Genomic DNA, 18,430 nt, shown 5'->3' on the forward strand with positions numbered 1-18,430 from the left:
AAACAGCTATCCGAGCCGCAGTCGGAGAACGGATTAGCGCAATTTTATTATCGGCTAAAAGCGGAAAGGCTGCTGTACGATGTGTTTAATCAACTGCACAACCGCCAATCCAAGGGACATAGCCCGGTTAACAAAGCTGATACAGATAAGCTTTCTATCATACGGAAAGCTATACTTAGCGATCTCGGTCAGCCTCCCAGCCTGCCTGACCTGGCAAAATTAGGCGGTTTAAGCGAAACTAAAATGAAAGAGCTGTTCAGGCAGGTATTTGGCGATAGTATTTACAATTACTATCAGACTGCCCGGATGGAGGAAGCAGCCTACCTGCTCCGGCATAAAAATTATTCCGTGAGTGAGGCGGGCTATCAATTAGGCTTTAGTAATTTAAGCCATTTTACCCGCTTATTCGAACGGCACCATCAGCAAAAGCCAAAAAAATACGCATCAGGCGGATAGGACTATTTTTCAGGCGAAGCGCGCTATTTTAAATTTGACTTCCTGACGACCTTTGACATATCATTTAAAACATAAAAACAAACGATATGAAAAAGTTACTCATGCCCTACAATAGCCAATCCCTGAATTTGAAGAATCATTTAGTGATGGCCCCCATGACCCGCAGCCGTGCCATCGGCAATATACCAAACGCCTTGATGGCGGAATATTTCGGCCAGCGCAAGGGCGCAGGTCTGATCATTACAGAAGGCACCGCGCCTGCCCCGGAGGCCTTGGGCTACGCCCGCATTCCGGGTATTTTTTCCGCTGAACAAATTGAAGGCTGGAGATTGACAACAGCGGCAGCTCACCAAAACGATACCAAAATATTTTTGCAATTGATGCATACCGGCCGTATCGGACATCAGGCTAACCTGCCGGAGGGCGTTCAGGTAGTAGGTGTATCAGCTATAGCGGCTGCGGGACAAATGCATACCGACAAGATGGGTATGCAGGATTACCCTGTTCCTGTAGCCTTATCTACAGAGGGTGTACAAGATGTGATCAGCGGATATGTAACAGCTGCTAAGAACGCGATAGCCGCAGGTTTTGATGGTGTAGAATTGCACGCGGCAAACGGCTATCTGATTGAACAGTTCCTGAACCCGAATGTAAATAACCGCACCGATATTTATGGCGGCAGCATTGTAAACAGAAGCAGATTTGCCCTGGAAGTGGCTCAACAAGTAGCGGATGCTATCGGCAAAGAAAAAGTTGGTGTCAGGCTATCACCTAACTCTACACTTGGCGACCTACAAGCTTATGATGCCGACAGTACGGAAGAAACATACATTCATTTAAGCCGGGAGTTTAACCGCATCGGGCTTTCCTATATACACATTAGTATTAATCCCCAGGTGCCTGCACAAACTTTAGCGGCTATTCGCACCGAATTTGAGGGAACAATAATTTATTGTAATACTTTTACCGCCGATAAAGCCGAAGCTGAACTGAACAACGGGGATGCAGACCTCATCGCCTTCGGCCGCGCCTTTTTAGCAAACCCAGATCTGGAGCAACGCATCATTAACGGCGCTGAATTGAACGCACCTGATTTTACTACCTTATATACACCCGGCGCAAAAGGCTACACAGATTATCCGGTTTTATTCAACTGATTATTTTACATGACATCCCATTTCAACGCTTTGCTACCAAAAGCGCGAGCCGGGTAAATGTTAGAATACCTTTAGATTAGCAGAATGAAATCATCAATAAAGTTTGTTATTGTTGGAGTCTTCATCCGCGCCGCTTTTCATTGCCCATTGGATTGTATCAGTCATGTTTGAAGCAAAACTAAAATTCTTCATCCACAGTATAAATAAAATAAGTCTGGTCATCAGGATACGCTTCTGGGCCGACCTTGACAAAGATTAACCCGTCACCGATCTGGTCTACATATTTCTGGGTCATGAGGTGAACGCACTCGACAAAGAAGTCGGCAGAGTTGGTGTATGGATGCTTAACCGTCAGCGCGATGACCGGAATCAGGGTTTGCGCATCGGCTTGAGCTGTTTCTAATAAATCACCGCCTGCCTGGAATGCTGCCGCCATCGCATTGAAATGCAGCAGCGATTCGTCTTTCCCTTTTGAACTTGGGTGTCCCTGCCAGTAAATCTTCCAGCTTTGGTAAAGTTCTATAACCAGGTCGTCCTTTTCCACCTGAATTTTTTCGCTCAGCAATACGGCCCATAGTTCGGCGGGAAAACCAGTGTAGATCTGCTTGTAATCAGCTTTGAAATAACTCTTGTAGTCAGCCAGCAGGTCATTGAAATGAGATACCTTATACACATGAACACTGTCATTTACCAGGGCATGCCGACCGAATGAACGGGTATGAAATACCTTTTGAAGTCCGCCAAAATGCGCGAAAGCCTGCATATAGTCAGAAAGTTGTCTTTTACCAGCAGTCGCCCATCGATCTCTCCGGAAAATCAAGAAAAGTGCACCCAGGTCAAGGGCAAAAGACAGATCAGCAGGCAGCACATTCGCGAGGCTCCCCGACAGAAGATCCGGCAACTGCTACGCAGTTTTATCCCGCTGGACGAACTCACGCGGCAAACCAGATCCGATCAGATCTTGATCTGATAAGCCAACCACATTTTAAACAGCAACCGAAGTTCAGAACAGCTTCCGGGACGAGCTTTCTTGTAGCCCGCAAGGGCTAAGCAAAGATGTATTTTTGCATGCGCAAAAAAATCTTTGCCCCGGCTTAGCCCGGGGGATTTGCTCGGAACTCGCAAATCTGAACTTTCTATAAGTGTACTTTTATGCCACGAAAGAAAGCCAGCAATCCCGAGGATCTATTAACACATAATCTGATCATTCGAGTTACCGAAGCCACCTTTAATCGTTTGGATAAGATCAGGAAAGAAAGTAAAAATCCTTCGATCGCCGAAGTCGCCCGTAAAGTCCTATCGGGTAAACAGATCAGGTTATTTTATTATGATGTTTCCTTAAATCCCATAATGGAAGAACTGGCTTTGATCCGGAAAGAGCTGCGCGCAATCGGTATTAATATCAACCAGATCACCCGGAGTTTCAACCAGGACAAGGCGGGTACGCATCAGGGTTTTTATGTGCTGAAAGTGGCAGAACAATACCAAAAGATAGATGAACAGGTGGAGCGGCTATTAGCAATCATTTCTCAACTCGCCGAAAAATGGTTGCAAAAACAAGCATCGGTCAAAGTATCCGGGGGATGCTCCACTATAATGAGCGCAAGATAAACGACAAAGAGGCTACGCTCATTTTAGCCAGCGGCTTTGTCTGGGAAATTGAACGCATGGATTTCCGGCAGAAACTGACCAGATTCGAGCATTTAACCATGCTTAAACCTAAAGTGAAAACTAATGCCCTGCACATCTAAAGTAAAATACTCCTTCGTTATTTTGCAGGTACCGTTCCATTGACCGGAATAGCTTGCCCTGTGGCGATAAACCACGGTTCAGCTCTTTGAGCTGACGATAAAGATTTTGGTCGATTTGGCCATCATTGCTGTGTGCAATAAAATGCCCCTTATCATACCCAACATATTCCGGCCGGTTTTTAAATGCCCCTAAAAACTGGCTCATCCGGCGGTGGTTTCTGACAGACGTACCCGGAGCAGACCTGCTGTATACGAAAACGCCCCTCGCCGCCCTTCCATAAATATCATCACTATAATCCTGGGTGCAATCAAAAAAAAGCATGTAAAGCCGCTTTAGCGTATCATTAAAATGCCTGACGTCGGCATCTTCGAATGATTCTTCATAAGCTATGGTCAAATAGCGATCAAGCTCTTTTTCCAACCAGGTAATCGCACCTTCATAGTCTGTATCGGGAGTGTTCGAAAAAATTTGATAGTAACCGTTCAACGCGATAAATATTAGGTAGGTCTAATATACAAATTCTAAACTGTTGCAATTATTATTTGTCGGCTATTGCTCAGTATTCAGGAAATGAGTGGGTTAATGGGTGGTCTCCTGCTAATTACCGTGAAAACACCCATTGCCTACGCATTTATTATTTGGTACTTTAAACCTGATCTCTTCATTATGGAAAGCTTAAGATAATAATCGGCGTATCCCTCCTCCTGTAATGTAAATATTTTTTTATGAAAAAGGTTATCTTCATAGCCTTTCTTTAACCCCACAAAAATGCCAATATCATATTTGTGTGAATTGCGATCAAATGGTTCGTGTGGCTTAAAATATTATTAGGCATGGATACGGTTATTAACTCCTATTATATGCTTCAACTATAAATTATTAATTTGGTTTTATTTGCAAAAACAAAGGCCTGCACTTTTCGGTACAGGCCTTAGCATTGACTCTAAAAATTACGCTTGTAACCTCTTACTAAGTTGTGCCATATCATCACTTAATTTACTCTCTACTACCTTAGCATATATTTGAGTTGTAGTTAGTTTGCTATGTCCTAACAACTTACTTACTTACTTACTTACTGTTTCTATCGGTACGCCATTGGTTAACGTTACCGTAGTAGCGAATGTATGCCGGGCAATATGAAACGTGAGCGGTTTGGTAATGGCGCACATATCGGCTATTTCCTTTAAATAGCTGTTTATTATCTGCTGAATTTTTTGTACCGACCCAATGCCTCAATAAAATAATAATCGGTATACGTAAGCGGTACGTCTATTTCTGTTCCCTGAGGTAAACTGCCTACGCTGTGTAGTAAAATAAACCCGCCATTTGTGCCTTTGACCGCCAGATAGGCTGGTTTGGAAAGATTGTGGATGATGGTTTCGGCGGTACTGAAAAACAGTTGCCCTGTTTTACTATCAGTATACCGGCATAACTCAAGCAAGCCTGAAGCCAATACTGCTGCGGCTGATGCATCTCTCATTGCATTAGGGATATTTGGTGCGTTAAAGTCCCAGTAAGGTATCTTATCAGTTGGCAGATTTGGATTAGTTAATATAAAGTGTGCAATACGCCTTGCTTGCTCCAAATATTTCTTGTCCTTGGTTTCCCGATACATAACGGTGTAGCCGTACAAGCCCCAGGCTTGACCACGCGCCCATGCCGATTCATCCGAGTAGCCCTGTTGAGTGCGTTTTTTCTGCACAATACCAGTCTGCGGATTGTAGTTTATAACGTGGTAGGAGCTGTAATCGGAGCGGAAATGATTCTTAAGTGTAGTGTTGGCATGTGTTACCGCAATTTTATAAAAACTGGAGTCGCCGGTTGTGCGGGTTGCCCAAAACAGAAGTTCCAGATTCATCATATTATCGATGATTACCAAATATTCAGGCTTGTTCGAATCCCACGACTTTATACAGCCTACTTTAGGGTCAAAACGTGATGCTAATGATTTGGCGCTGTTGATCAATATTTCTCTATAAGCAGGCTTAGGGGCTATTGTCATTGCATTACCAAAACTACAGTACATCATAAAACCCAGATCATGTGTGGTTTTGTTATACTGTTCTTTAACCAGCATATCCAGCGCGCGGTTTGCTTCGATCAGCAGTTTTGTATCTTTAGTTTGCTGATATAAATACAGTAATGTGCCGGGATAAAAACCGCTGCACCACCATTCAGACCCGGTTGTAGCTAAACTATCTTTCCCCGCCACATAGTTTTTTGGAAAACCATTTGCTGGCAAACGGTTCATCATTACCTGATATTGCCACTCAGCATATTTAAAGTCGTGGGTAATAGTTTGCAATAATTTTTTATCCTTTTATATGTATGGGTTTGAGCCCTGGCGGTGAAAGCTGCTAACAAACACCATAAAGTGGTAATTAAAATATTTTTCATTTTTGATTGATGCTGGGTTTCCATTCTATTACCTGTATTGACTGTGGAGGCAAATTTGCATGGCCTTCGCCATCAACCTGAGTGTTTTTCTGCACAAAAAGGTCAAGAATGTGTTCGTCCTTCCATAACTCTGTATCATAAGTAGGTTCCCACGATCCAACCGAGGTGTTAGTTAGGTTATGGATATCCCATTGTTTTTTGGTGATATCATTGCTAACAGTAATAGAAACCTTGCTGCCTAACTCTTCATCGCGGAATATCAATGCGGCAGCGGTTAGTTTACCATTCGCCCACGCAATGATCTGCGGTCTGGAAATAGGTATTTGCTTTGTCCCAGCACCGCTTAAACTGAATGCTGTTTTACGGAATCCTAAGTTATTTACCTGCCATTGACTGCCTGTTTTGTAAACAATATGGTATTGTGGAATAGTTTGCCCCTGTTCCCTCCAGTAAGACGCAATAAAAGGGTGCCCTAGTGCATCAACAAACATCGATGTTTGATTGATCAGTTCGCTTTTTTGAGGAATTTTAAGAGCATATTCGGCATTGGCGGCCGTAATAGGTAGCTGATAGACTTTACCTTCAGAGGTTTGCCACGTTTTGCCTCCGTCTTTCGAACATGCATATGCCATATCGTGGTTGCTGGCTACGTCAGGCGTTTCACGCCAAACCCATGAGATATGAATCGCACCTGTCGCATCTGAACATACCTGCCAGTAAGCACTACGCTGGCCTTCCCCATCAATCAAATTGTCCTGTAAGCGTGTCCATGTTTTCAATTTGATATCGTAGCGATTAGCTATCAAACAGCCATTTCCAGAACCACCATCGCGGTAAAAGAATAACAGGTCGCCATTCAATAGCTTATAAAATTCAGGATAGCTGAGTTTGTTTTCTTTATCACCAAGCATCTGTATTTTGGCACCCAATTCCAACGAACCGGGCTTTAAACCCTTTGCATAATTCAGCGGATTATTATGCTGCCCCCATACAACATGCAGATAACCATCGCCATCGATCATTATGCTAATAGATTTATGTGCATCGCTTGCGTCGCCTTCATAAGAAGTCTTAACAAGCCGCCATTGGCGGGAGCCAGTTTTACGCTTACCTACAACCACATATTGTTCTGAGTCGTAATAGGCGGTATACTGGTAGCCATCTGCTGTTACCAATGCATTTTTACGGAATATAACTGTATTAACGCTGTTGTTCGCCCAGCCATTAAAGGCTATTGTTACCGTAGCGTTTTTGGTTTGGGCATGCAAACAAGACCACCAGCCCCCAAACAAAAAATAAATTACAAGTTTCTTTATCACTTTAAATAAATTTAGTGGGTAAGCATCTTCGCAAAATGCAAATCAGCGTTTCACCCATAGTTTAACTTAAAACACAAAATCGGATTTCTAAAAATTAAAATTTAATTAAGCTATTCATTCAACCTTGCAAGATCTTAATCGGTTAATACAATATAAATGCTGTGCTTTTCTACGATAATCAAGGTGTTTGTAACGTCCTCGGGATGTCCACATTGCCGCTGCCAAAATTGCTTTTTGATAAACACATGATCATATATTGTTAAATTATGGCACCTTCTACTTTAAATACAAAAGCTTCCTTACCGGGAGTTTGCTGCGGTAACTGAATACTCAAACCATCGATAGTTTGCTTGTAATTCAGGCTGTCAGCATAACCAAGCATAGTAATTTTTTCAATCCGGCCTACCCCTGCATTGAGTGCGAGTTTTTTAATTTTGGCTTCGTTGCCTAATGGCCATCCAAGCATTGTAGCATAAAGTGTCTTACCTTTTGTAGTATACCTGATATCTTCGGCAGTATAAGGTTTGCCTTTGCCTTCATTAAAACCCTGGGCGCTCAAAGGGGCTGCGGATTCGATCGCTGGGCCTTCACCGAATATTTTCCAAGGTCGTGTTTTGTAAATTGCCTCACTGTTTACGTTCATCCAACTTGCAATATCCTCTACAACTGCCCGCTCCTTCTCGTCAATGGTACCATCTCCACGGACCGGAATATTTAAAAGGAGGTTCCCATTCTTGCTCACAACATCTACAAGCATATGGATGATCGTTTTCGCCGTTTTATATTGGTTTCGATCGTAAATGCGCCTGTCATAATGCCATCCACCAATGCATGTGTCGGTTTGCCAAGGCAAAACCTCTATTTTATTGCTTTGTCCCCGCTCAATATCCCAAACCATACACTTTCTTTGTTGCTCATCCAAGACCTTACCATAGATCACAGCTCGCAACTGCCCGTGTTCTTTAATACTTTTATTATAAAGATGTGCTGCAATACGAAGTCCCGCATCGCTCACCGGCCACAGTGGCAGTGCGGTATCATCGAAATAAATCAATTCAGGACTATAACGGTCAATCAGTTCGATCGTACGGTTATAAAAATTTTCGAAATAAGCCGGCGATGGCATTGCTACACCATTGCCCCATTCCCATTGCTTAAATATTCCCCGGTTTTCCTTGCTGTTTTCACTTAACGAATGGTTTTGAGCATACAAATCCTGAGGATCCAAGCCATTCCACCACTTGCCTGCACCATTCTGTCGCGTCAAATTACCATCATATGGTATGCCTTGATATTGACCGGTGCTGTCAGAGCGTTGCGCTACCTCATACCAACTCCAGGCATGAGATGCATGAACGCTAACCCCAAACGGCAATCCTTTATGCTTTGCAGCTTTGGCCCAGCCTCCTATTAAATCTTTCCGGGGGCCAACTTTTGTGGAATTCCATGGCTGGTACTTACTTTGATACAAGTCAAAGTTGTCATGATGGTTGGCTAATGCCATAAAGTATTTTGCTCCCGCTTTTTTATATAATGCTACGAGTTCCTCGGGATTCCAGTTTTCTGCTTTCCACTCGTGAATGACATCCTTGAAACCGAATTTGGAAGGATGTCCATATTTCTCACAATGATATTTATATTGATCACTACCTTCCTGATACATTCCGCGTGCATACCAGTCGCCATATTCTGGTTGACATTGTGGGCCCCAGTGCGCCCACATCCCAAATTTGGCATCACGAAACCAATCCGGTACCTGGTAATGGGCCAGTGATGACCAGGTTGGCTTAAAGGGCTCTTCAAGGGCTAAGGATGCTAAAGTGTTACTTAAAAGGTTTTTTCCGTATAATTTTGACAGGCCAACAGTAGGCACGGTCATAGCAATAGTTTTCAATAGCGTTCTTCTCTTCATATCTTTGATTTTATTATAATTTAATAAGACGGAAACATGATTATTGCCGGCAGAGTAATCGTTCAATTTATACCGCACGTACATTAAGTGCTTGACGTCATCCCTTATATTTTTATACCGTATGGGTTGAAACCATTTCCTAAATGATATTTTCGAAAAAGCCTGCCGGAGAATAGTCGTCCGGCAGGCAGGCCGCGGAATACGGCTAATTATAACCTGGATTTTGTGTCAAATTCGGGTTTAAACTAATTTCCCTCGACGGTATAGGATATAGGTTTAATGTTGATAAAATATTGCCAAATGCTCCGGTGGGCGGAACATTGTTGTTTTTATAACTTTGCATTACCTGCACGTACTGGTTCCAGCGGATCAGGTCGAACCACCGTTCGCCTTCAAAGCCTAATTCCACCCGGCGTTCAGCCTGAATTGCTGTCCTGGCTACCGCTTGGTTAAGACCGAGTTTAGATCCCAAGCCAGCCCGACTTCTTACGATATTGAGTTGCGTTAGCGCATTAAACGTGTTGCCGTTCTCGTTTGCCGCCTCGGCATACATCAATAACACATCCCCCCAGCGTATCACAGGCCAGTCGTTGTCTCCTTCGTTTCCAGCGGGCACTCCTTGGTAAATAAATTTTTTAGCATAATAATAAGTAAATGTGCCTGTTATAAAAACTCCGATGGAGATATTTTTGCGAAGGTCTCCTGGTTCAAACGCGTTATTTAGGTCTGGAGTGCCGATATTGAAACTTCCGCCGCTGATACCTACGATCGATGTACCCGCCGGCTGCGGCACAAAACCGGAAGCAAAGGAATTCCCTTCACCAAATCCGCCGGTCAGGTACTGGACAGCAAATATGATCTCTGAACTATTATCATGACCAACGCCAAAAGCCTGATCATAGCTGATCAATGGGGTAGGTGCTGATGGGATGATCTCAGCCAGTTTAGCTTCTGCCTGGGCGAATTTATTTTCAAAAAGATAGACCTTTCCCAGCAAAGCTTTAGCAGCGATCGCGGTAACTCTGCCAATATCCGCACCAGTATACGACACTGGCAATTTGGATGCTGCATCTGTGAGGTCTGCTTCTATCTGCGCGTAAACCGCTGTGGTGGTAGCGCGGTTATAGCTATAAGCCTGACTTTCCGAAGTGATTTCGGTTAGTATCAAAGGGACCCCACCAAACATTCTTACGAGGTTGAAATACATCAGCGAGCGAATAAATTCTGCCTGCGCGATATAACTATCTTTATTAGCCTGGATCATAGAAACAGGCCCGATATGACCCAGTAGTAGGTTACAATAGGCAATAGTAGCATAAGCTCTCGACCAGGCACCTTGTAAATTGGTAGAGGTTGAATTCCAGGTAAGTTTATCTTCTTCACCCCAGGCACTGTCACTTTCACCAAAGGTTTGGGTGTTATCTGACGGAAGTTCAGCAAATGCCCATTGCGTATTATAGATCGGGCGCAAGGTACTATAAATGCCATTTAAGGCACTTTTAATGTCAACCTCGCTCGCATAATAACTCTGGACGGGCACTATGCCCTGCGGGGTGAGATCGACAAACGATTTTTTACAGGATGTGGCTGAAAAGAGCAATGCCATCACTATCAGCATGCCTGTTTTAAATTTAATATTTTTCATTTTGAATTTAATTAAAAGTTAAAATCCGATATTTACTCCAAAAATAAATGTCCGTGCGATCGGGTAAGTACCCTGATCTACGCCTGGTGTGGTTGGGTCTGAACCATTAACACTTGTTTCTGGATTATATCCGGTATATTTAGTGATCAGGAAAGGATTTTGAGCAGTTGCGTAAATACGAAAGTTCTTAACTTTTATTTTTTTCGCGAATTCGTCGCTTAAACGATATCCTAACGTGATATTCCTTACCCGCATATAAGAACCATTTTCAACATCTACATTAGTCAGTGCGTTTGCAGTACTGATACTGCTACTGCTGTTTGGAACCGGAAATAACACATCTCGATTAGGCTGGGCCGGATCAAAGTAGTTTTGATAATATTTAGTATTCGTATTCAGGTTACCGTTACCCCCATATAGCTGCCTTAGGTTACCATTGATAGTGTTGACACCCTGCACCCCCTGTATCAGGATACTCAGATCAAAACTCTTATACTGAAAAGTATTAGTAAGGCCATAGGTAAAATCGGGCAAGCCATGTCCTAGTACGGTAACGTCGTTCGCATCGATCTTGCCGTCACCGTTCTGATCTTTGATAATCCAGTCGCCTACATGATTACCCGCTGCAACCTGAGGGTTATTTGCCAGATCGGCTGCATTCTTAAATAAGCCAACCACAGTATATCCATTCATCAGACCAAGTGGCTGTCCAACTTTAACCTGATAAACATTGTTCCAGCCGTTAATGGCTCCAACAGCAGGCAAAGCCGCTGGTCCACCAAGATCCAGTACTTTGGTTCGGTATGTTGACAGGTTCGCATTTACTGCCCAGCGGACTGCGCCGATCTTAAAATCAGTATTGGCACCAAATTCAAACCCGTTATTTTTTAGACTGCCTAAATTTGCCTGATATGATGTTGCATAGCCTACAATTAACGGCAATGCCTTGTTAAGGAGCATGCCGTCGGTGGTACGGTTAAAATAATCGACTGTGAAACTGATTCTATTATCGAGCAAACTCAAATCCACTCCGAAATCAGTTTGCGTATTCTTTTCCCAGGTCAGATCCGGGTTTGCGAACCCGCTTTGCTGGGCACCAAAAAGGCGGGTATTGCCTGAAGCGTAATTGCGATTCAGCGCAATTGAATTAACATAGGTAAAGCTCCCGATATTGGCGTTGCCGGTTTTGCCATACCCACCTCGAATTTTCAACTCATTAATTTTTAATTTCTCAAGAATCGGTTTGACGAAAGGCTCTTCACTGATCCTCCAGCCCGCAGAAAAAGAAGGAAAGACGGCGTAGCGGTTGTTAGGGCCAAACCGCGAAGATCCATCCTGCCGTATTGCAGCTGTAAACAAATATTTCCTTTTGAAATCATAAGTGAGTCTACCAGCGTATGATACAAAATCATTAGCATCAAAACCTATCGTGCCGAGCGTATTGGGTGTTGCTAACGGACTTTGTACAGCAGTGGTCACAAATGTTCCGGGCAAGCCAGCAGTATAATTGATCTGGGAATTATATTTTTGAACTGAAAATAAACCCAAAAGATTAAAATGATGGTTGCCAAATGTTTTATCGTAGGTTACGGTATTCTCCCAAACCCAATCAAAACTATTGCGCGCATTATCAGATGCATAAATACCCACAAGGGAAGGGTTTGAGAACGAGGCGTTTGGAGCCTGGCCCGAAGCCATCGTAGCGGGTATATAGGCATGTACCAATTCGTTTTCGAGGGTGGCACCCAAATAAGTCTTCAGAGTTAACCCATTGACTGGCGTATAAGTTAAAAAGGCATTGCTTAGTGTCCGAAAAGCCCGGTTACGGTTGATCGCCTGGCTAACGATGTTTAAAGGATTCAGATAACTGGGAGGAAAGAACTGGGCTGTTGAATTGGGTAGGTTAAAACCCAATCCGGCATCGGTTACCTCTGCAAAATCGCCATTAGCCCTGTAAATGGGCACTACGGGAGGCATGGTCAACGCCTGGTTAAGTGGGCTGTAGAGCGTATAGTTGCTTATCAAACCCGGTACGCCAACTAACTGATCAGCTGCATTTGAACCATTGAACTGCCCCGATGCAGGTTGTTTAAATTGTTCGGAATAGGAAGGAGATACGGAGAATCCGAATTTTACATTTTTAGCAATATCTGCATCTAAATTCAATCTGACTGTCGTCCGGCTGTACGCTGTTCCGATCATCACACCGTCTTGTTTGAAATAGCCCGCAGAAGCATTGAACCTAACTTTTTCACTTCCGCCGGATGCATTGAATTCTACATCTGTAAGCGGGGCAGTTCTAAAGATGGCCTGCTGCCAATTCACATCGGCTAAGCCACCTGGATTTGTATCAAAATTAGTAGGATACGCAAAACTCCTAATCCGGGCGACATCTTTAACATAATCGACAAATTGATCGCGGTTCAATACTGGTATCAGACCTGTTACTTTTTGAATACCGGTATAAGTAGAAAATGAGAAAACAGTTTTTCCGGGTTTACCACGCTTGGTTGTTACCAAAACGACTCCGTTAGCGGCTCTTGAGCCATAGATAGAAGCCGAAGCCGCATCCTTTAATATCTCAATGGACTCAATATCGCTTGGGTTGATCAAGGTAAAATTGGCAGCTGTTTCCAAAGGGTAACCATCCACGACATATAAAGGCTCATTGGAAGAACTTAAAGAGCTCACACCGCGTACCCGGATGGTGGGTGCTGCGCCCGGTTTGGCACCCTGATCGCTTTGAACTTGTACGCCGGCAGCTAATCCCGCCAAGGCTTCACCTGGTGTTCCCACCGGTTGATTGCCTATATTTTTACCATCAACCTTCGCGATGGCGGATGTAATAGTCGCTCTGGATTGTAGACCATAACCGATAACTACGACCTCGTTCAATGATTTGGGCTCTTCCTGTAGAGTGACGTTGATTACCGTTCTGTCACCGATCATGACTTCTTGCGTCGTAAATCCAATAAAAGAAAAGACGAGGATACTGTTACTATCGCTGGCTTTGATCGCAAAATTACCATTGATATCCGTGGTAATCCCCAAAGAAGTACCCTTTAGTTTGACCGATACTCCGGGCAATGGCTGGCCCTGTTTATCGAGCACCTTACCGGACACGTCGATCAGTACCAACTTTTTTTTGATTTCTAAGCGCTTTTTGATCACGATAGTATTTTGGCTGATCGTATAGGTAACTGGCTGGCCCGCCATGCTTTTGTCCAATACCTCATTTAAATTGGCATTAGTTAAAGTTAGATGGATCGGATGCGTTTTTTTTAAAAGGTTATCGTTATATAAGAAATTATAGCCTGTTTGAAGGGCAATTTCTTCGAACACTTTTTCTAAAGGGGCATTGTTAAGTTTTATATTGATCTTTTGGCCATACGTATTGGCCTGGACATGTAATAAGACTGCAATAAGAAAGAATAATGTTAATTTCATTACCAAAAAGATTTTTGAAATGCAGGTCTTATGCATGCTTCCTAACGGAGCATTAATTTTCATATCTTTGAATTGTTATAGGTTAATAATTTATATTGGTTACAAGCTGATCGTGAATTTGATGCCTCGAACACGAACCGGGAGCGTCTTCATCGCTCCTGGTTTTTTTGGTCACCAAACTTTAAGTAATAATTCTAAGGCATAACGGTGACCCTCCTTTCTTCAATTTTAAAATGAATGTCCTCTGTTAATTCCAACAAATTCAATACTTCGGAAATATTTTTAAAACGGGATATCCTGCCTGAGAAATCCTGTTTATCGAAGTCTCCCTGATAGGCAATATCTACATCATACCAGCGCGAAAGGTCTCTCATAATGGTTCTTATATTTTCTCCTTTAAAAATAAAAATGCCTTTTTGCCAGCCCATCACGGCATCTATATTCGCTTTTTGTACATGGATGGCCCCCGACAAGTTATTGACCAAAGCCTGTTGCCCAGGCACAAGCAATACAGGCACTCCCTTTTTGCTGACCTTGACAGCGCCTTCCAATAGCGTTGTTTTCATTTCCTTTTCATCGTCGTAAGCTTTGATGTCAAAATGCGTTCCCAAAACCTCTACGACAGTACCATTAACACTTACCTTGAATGGCATATGTTTATTTTTAGCAACCTCAAAGTAAACCTCGCCAGTCATTTCCACATTTCTCTCTGTACCATTAAACGCAGTGGGAAAGTGAAGTGATGATGCAGCGTTGAGCCAAGCTTTAGTACCGTCTGGCAAAATGACCTCGTATTGACCACCTTGTGGCGTTTTGATACTGTTTATTTGCACAGGTGCTGAAGAGGCGACGTGGTGATCATAAGCAATCTGACCTTGGGCCGTTTTACGGATCTTGGTTTCGCCCTGACTGGTCAATAATCCATTTCTGACACTGTCTAATATGATGCTGACACCATTGGCCAGCGTCAATACTGCTTTGCTGCTGCCAGGCAATACATCATTTTTAAAAGATCTGGATAGCTGATTCGTTTTTTGCCGAGGAGCTTCAACCGCATGACGTCTTCCGAGGTACAATCCCGCGGAAGTGATCAATAAAACAGATGCGGCAATTGCAGCCCACCGGCTAAACCGAATAATCACTGTTTTCTTTGCAATAGGCTCGACGATCGTTAATTGGGTAAGGATGTGATCCCACATTATTTTCTTATTTTCCGGACTGATGGTCTCGTTCCCGGATGCAGAAATAATAGTTTTAATATTTTGGGCTAATTGATCCCGTTCGGATGAAATGTCATTCAAATGATCATCGGAACTTAAAACATCTTCAGCTTTTACTTTTTTATCTTCATCCATAATAATACCCTTATTATATACAGAGCAAAAAAATGGCGAAATATAGACGAAGTATTTTAAAAAAATTAAAGAATAATGTTTAACAGCACTAAAAGGTTCTTTGCTGGGGAATTTTCAAGCTTTTTTCGCAATTGCTTAACGGCGCGAAATACCATTGTGCGGCAGGACGATACAGAGATTTTCATCAGTCTGGCAATTTCCTCGTAATCAAAGCCAGAGTTGAAGCGGAGGTAAAGCACCTCTTTTTGTCTGATCGGTAAAAGGTTCATTTCCCGCATCAATAGTTTGAGGCTCCCGGCTGTTTCCTCCTCCCGGATCAGGTAGTCTTCCGCGCTAAAGCACAAATTAAAGACTCCTGAATTTTGGTAATCGTACGATGAAGTTTCTTGTTCGGCAATTTTGATCTTTTTTAGACAACGGCTGATCCTGTGTTTTAAAGCACTGAATAGATAGAACTTAATATTGATATCCGGAGCAAGAGTGCCCCGGTATTTATACAGGTCGATGAACATATCCTGCAGGCAATCCTGCAACAGGCACTCATCAGCGAGGTACCTTTTACCATATGCATACAACATATCTATATACCCCGAATAGATAGACGCAAATGCGGCATCATCACCCTGGATAAAGCATTTCCATAAAGAATGATCTTCTGGTAAACTTTTTTTCATCCCGTCCTCAGGTTAAACTGCGCAAGTTGCAAGCGCATAATTGGTTGTAAAGCAAAGGTAACATTAAATTTACAATAACAAATATCATTTACCAGGTAGGACTAAATGATCCAGGGGCCGCCCGGCCCCTGGACCACACCGCCCAGATCATCTCACTGGGTTTTAGCAAAGAAACTGTCGCAGGAGAAGTAACTTTTCTTAATGCCAGAACTAAAATTAGAATTACTTTGAAAGACAGTCCACTTATGGGTTCTACAATCGATTTTACCAAAAACTCCAGTATAATATTTTTTCTTTGCAAAAGTCCCATGCGATTTTAGGCGTAGGGATAATAAAAGTGAAGAAAGCCAGATTGTTCAATTTTGATGGCAAAGTATACACAATAAGAAAAGGATACCTATTAAGTGGCGACGATATATCTACGTAAATTTTCAAGTAGAGCCATTCCGAACCGGGTATATATTTCCGTTGACCTTTAACCTTTAGCGTATCAAAAGCCAAAGGTACGGGTAAGGAAAGCGGCTCATCAGGCAACAAGTAGCAGTTATATTGCCTTATGGTCTCTTGTATTGGAAATTCTTTAAGGATGATCTCCTTTTTTTTACGGTTGCATTCCCGGAAAAGCCGGATATCTTGTTGTTGCCCGACGTCAAATACGAGTTCATGGTCGCCTTCGGCAAGGGAGAAAAGAGCAGGTAACAGTAACTGTTCGCTGATTTCCCGGAATACTTCAGGTATATCGGTTTGTAAGGCGTTCTGCAAGATGGTCAATTGTTCGCTACGGATAACCCAGGTTGCCAGGTATAGGAATGGTACCCTTATATTCCACTCTGGGGTAAAAGGACTGGCCGGGAAAAAATTGACGCAGATCGAAGCCAAGGCTGTACTGCCCGTATTGTTAAGGAAGGTCGGCAAGAAAGCGGAAAAGAGGGAGTTTACTCAGGCTATGATTATAGGCCGATGTTAATCGGGGCACTACGATCTTTTGATGCTTCAGCGAAAACAATACCGCTTTATGTCTACGACACTAATATAGAGGTCCGACAAGGGGATTTCTGTCCTTCAAAATGCTTTAGGTATGAGCTTACGAAATTCGACATAGCGGGAACATCATCGTCGCCGGATAACACGGATAAAGCAGAAATTCCATCTCTGATATACTCCTGATATTTTGAAAGTACATTTTCGCCTTTGGATGCCCTTTTTAGTATAACGTTGAGGTTGGGTTTTTCAAGATTGCTTGGCTCCGGCAATAGCGCGTTTAACTCCTGTTGAATAACCGATATTGCAAAGGGCTGATCCTTGGGATCAACTGGTGGCAACTCGATAAGTTTCGCGGTCAGCTTTTGCAACTTCTTTTTCAGGTTACCACCCGCGAGGTTATCTGTAAGTGCAAGAAATTGGTCCTTTCCCACAATGGCTATACGATCGAAACTGATCAATATCTGTGCATCCATAAGGAACTCTGATAGTCGGCACTTTCGGCAAAGCTGCAAACGGCCAGTTTGGAGATCTGTTCAATAATATCTTTCCGGCTGCGTGCTGGTTTGCAAAAGTTCACGAGATCCCGTATAAGCGAATCGTAGGCGATCGATTGTAGTTGGTATTCCCTGGACTTGACATCCGCATCCACCCATGTACGGATAAACCTGTATTCGTTTAATACCCGGTAAATGGAGGGGTTGATCTCATACATTGGATCGGTCTGTCTTAAGGTAGGGCTTTTAGCCAGTAAATGGGTAAAGCTCATATCCGGCCGGCAATGCCAGGTAAAGGTTGGTTGTTCACTGTTGACAGATGTCTTTTCTCCCAAGTGATCAGGGACACGGAGGCGAACAACCCGAATGGTGTCGGACGGAAGCAAAACCGGTTAATATATTTCTTTAAAGTACCCGCCTCTTTTTCGTTAAGCTTAGCGGCATCGAATTGTTGCTTCTGCAGAATAGTGAATAACACCGGGCTGGCCAGTAAAAGACCCGAACAAAAGTTCGGGTCACCTAAAAACTGTTGAATTCCCCCGGGTATTGGCATTGATCTCCTGCGGGCATCCGTAAAAGAAGGTATGGGCTAAACGTATAAGGCATAATGAATAGAAAAATTATAAAACTGCAAAATAGCTGATGGTTGGATTGCAATTCCACTCAAGTCACTTAATTCATCACATTTGTATAAAATTGAATTTTACGAATAAATGCATAAGTATTTAATTCAATGGTAACTTTATTGTTTCTCCCGATTTGATGTTCAATTTCCAGGGTTCCGGTTTAGGCAACCAAAGTTTACCGTCAGCAATTTCTAATGGCATCCACAGGTAGC

General features: G+C 43.0%; 16 protein-coding genes and 1 pseudogene. 4 read left to right on the forward strand and 13 right to left on the reverse strand.

What is annotated here, in order from left to right; translation table 11 throughout:
- Both ABIN91_RS21230 and ABIN91_RS21235 read left to right on the forward strand, forming a co-directional pair.
- The coding region (locus tag ABIN91_RS21230; RefSeq protein ID WP_348053623.1) for an AraC family transcriptional regulator at positions 1–456 on the forward strand (456 nt) is incomplete at its 5' end.
- Positions 457–542: 86 nt separating this feature from the next.
- Entirely contained in the window at positions 543–1,613 is a 1,071-nt protein-coding gene (locus ABIN91_RS21235; RefSeq protein WP_348053624.1) for an alkene reductase, read from the forward strand.
- 178 nt (positions 1,614–1,791) lie between these two features.
- Here ABIN91_RS21235 and ABIN91_RS21240 read toward each other — a convergent pair whose 3' ends face one another.
- Positions 1,792–2,514, reverse strand: a complete 723-nt coding sequence (locus ABIN91_RS21240; protein WP_348053625.1) for a hypothetical protein — start codon at positions 2,512–2,514, stop codon at positions 1,792–1,794.
- A gap of 251 nt (positions 2,515–2,765) precedes the next feature.
- Here ABIN91_RS21240 and mobC point away from each other — a divergent pair, with 251 nt between their 5' ends.
- Positions 2,766–3,224: a plasmid mobilization relaxosome protein MobC gene (mobC, locus tag ABIN91_RS21245; protein WP_348053627.1), complete on the forward strand. Its 459-nt coding sequence runs from the start codon at positions 2,766–2,768 to the stop codon at positions 3,222–3,224.
- On the forward strand, positions 3,197–3,364 hold the full coding sequence (locus tag ABIN91_RS21250; RefSeq protein WP_348053628.1) for a hypothetical protein: 168 nt from the start codon (positions 3,197–3,199) through the stop codon (positions 3,362–3,364). Before mobC ends, ABIN91_RS21250 begins: the two co-directional genes overlap by 28 nt.
- On the opposite strand, the gene ABIN91_RS21255 is transcribed toward ABIN91_RS21250, so the two are convergent.
- From ABIN91_RS21255 to ABIN91_RS21310, 12 genes and pseudogenes are all read right to left on the reverse strand, one after another.
- Entirely contained in the window at positions 3,345–3,851 is a 507-nt protein-coding gene (locus tag ABIN91_RS21255; protein WP_348053629.1) for a hypothetical protein, read from the reverse strand. The genes ABIN91_RS21250 and ABIN91_RS21255 overlap by 20 nt on opposite strands.
- Positions 3,852–4,315: 464 nt before the next feature.
- Positions 4,316–4,564, reverse strand: a pseudogene (locus ABIN91_RS21260) (tyrosine-type recombinase/integrase); the annotation flags it as partial.
- Positions 4,564–5,670 (reverse strand): glycoside hydrolase family 88 protein, encoded by a 1,107-nt coding sequence (locus tag ABIN91_RS21265; RefSeq protein WP_348053630.1) that lies wholly within the window; start codon positions 5,668–5,670, stop codon positions 4,564–4,566. The pseudogene ABIN91_RS21260 and the gene ABIN91_RS21265, both read right to left, overlap by 1 nt.
- 88 nt (positions 5,671–5,758) lie before the next feature.
- On the reverse strand, positions 5,759–7,081 hold the full coding sequence (locus ABIN91_RS21270; RefSeq protein ID WP_348053631.1) for a BNR repeat-containing protein: 1,323 nt from the start codon (positions 7,079–7,081) through the stop codon (positions 5,759–5,761).
- A gap of 259 nt (positions 7,082–7,340) precedes the next feature.
- Positions 7,341–8,993, reverse strand: a complete 1,653-nt coding sequence (locus ABIN91_RS21275; protein ID WP_348053632.1) for an alpha-L-fucosidase — start codon at positions 8,991–8,993, stop codon at positions 7,341–7,343.
- 205 nt (positions 8,994–9,198) lie between these two features.
- Positions 9,199–10,638 carry a RagB/SusD family nutrient uptake outer membrane protein gene (locus tag ABIN91_RS21280; protein WP_348053633.1) on the reverse strand — a complete coding sequence of 480 codons (1,440 nt, stop codon included), beginning with the start codon at positions 10,636–10,638 and terminating at the stop codon, positions 9,199–9,201.
- Between the two features lie 18 nt (positions 10,639–10,656).
- On the reverse strand, positions 10,657–14,085 hold the full coding sequence (locus tag ABIN91_RS21285; RefSeq protein ID WP_348053634.1) for a TonB-dependent receptor: 3,429 nt from the start codon (positions 14,083–14,085) through the stop codon (positions 10,657–10,659).
- Positions 14,086–14,279: 194 nt separating this feature from the next.
- Positions 14,280–15,440, reverse strand: coding sequence for a FecR domain-containing protein (locus tag ABIN91_RS21290; protein ID WP_348053635.1), 1,161 nt, complete (start codon positions 15,438–15,440; stop codon positions 14,280–14,282).
- A 65-nt stretch (positions 15,441–15,505) separates the two neighbouring features.
- Positions 15,506–16,114, reverse strand: a complete 609-nt coding sequence (locus ABIN91_RS21295; protein WP_348053636.1) for a sigma-70 family RNA polymerase sigma factor — start codon at positions 16,112–16,114, stop codon at positions 15,506–15,508.
- A gap of 264 nt (positions 16,115–16,378) precedes the next feature.
- On the reverse strand, positions 16,379–17,029 hold the full coding sequence (locus ABIN91_RS21300; protein ID WP_348053637.1) for a hypothetical protein: 651 nt from the start codon (positions 17,027–17,029) through the stop codon (positions 16,379–16,381).
- 104 nt (positions 17,030–17,133) lie between these two features.
- Complete coding sequence (locus ABIN91_RS21305; protein WP_348053638.1) at positions 17,134–17,571, reverse strand: hypothetical protein; 438 nt, start codon at positions 17,569–17,571, stop codon at positions 17,134–17,136.
- Positions 17,553–17,978, reverse strand: coding sequence for a hypothetical protein (locus ABIN91_RS21310; RefSeq protein ID WP_348053639.1), 426 nt, complete (start codon positions 17,976–17,978; stop codon positions 17,553–17,555). The genes ABIN91_RS21305 and ABIN91_RS21310 overlap by 19 nt, the downstream gene beginning before the upstream one ends.
- Positions 17,979–18,430: the final 452 nt, after the last annotated feature.

The sequence above is a fragment of the Mucilaginibacter sp. genome, from assembly GCF_039921305.1.
Classification (GTDB): domain Bacteria; phylum Bacteroidota; class Bacteroidia; order Sphingobacteriales; family Sphingobacteriaceae; genus Mucilaginibacter.

Coding starts and splice junctions, on each gene's coding strand:
- ABIN91_RS21235 (WP_348053624.1), top strand. CDS start 543: ATGAAAAAGTTACTCATGCCCTACAATAGCCAATCCCTGAATTTGAAG.
- mobC (WP_348053627.1), top strand. CDS start 2,766: ATGCCACGAAAGAAAGCCAGCAATCCCGAGGATCTATTAACACATAAT.
- ABIN91_RS21250 (WP_348053628.1), top strand. CDS start 3,197: ATGCTCCACTATAATGAGCGCAAGATAAACGACAAAGAGGCTACGCTC.
- ABIN91_RS21275 (WP_348053632.1), bottom strand. CDS start 8,993: ATGAAGAGAAGAACGCTATTGAAAACTATTGCTATGACCGTGCCTACT.
- ABIN91_RS21280 (WP_348053633.1), bottom strand. CDS start 10,638: ATGAAAAATATTAAATTTAAAACAGGCATGCTGATAGTGATGGCATTG.
- ABIN91_RS21285 (WP_348053634.1), bottom strand. CDS start 14,085: ATGAAATTAACATTATTCTTTCTTATTGCAGTCTTATTACATGTCCAG.
- ABIN91_RS21290 (WP_348053635.1), bottom strand. CDS start 15,440: ATGGATGAAGATAAAAAAGTAAAAGCTGAAGATGTTTTAAGTTCCGAT.
- ABIN91_RS21295 (WP_348053636.1), bottom strand. CDS start 16,114: ATGAAAAAAAGTTTACCAGAAGATCATTCTTTATGGAAATGCTTTATC.
- ABIN91_RS21305 (WP_348053638.1), bottom strand. CDS start 17,571: ATGGATGCACAGATATTGATCAGTTTCGATCGTATAGCCATTGTGGGA.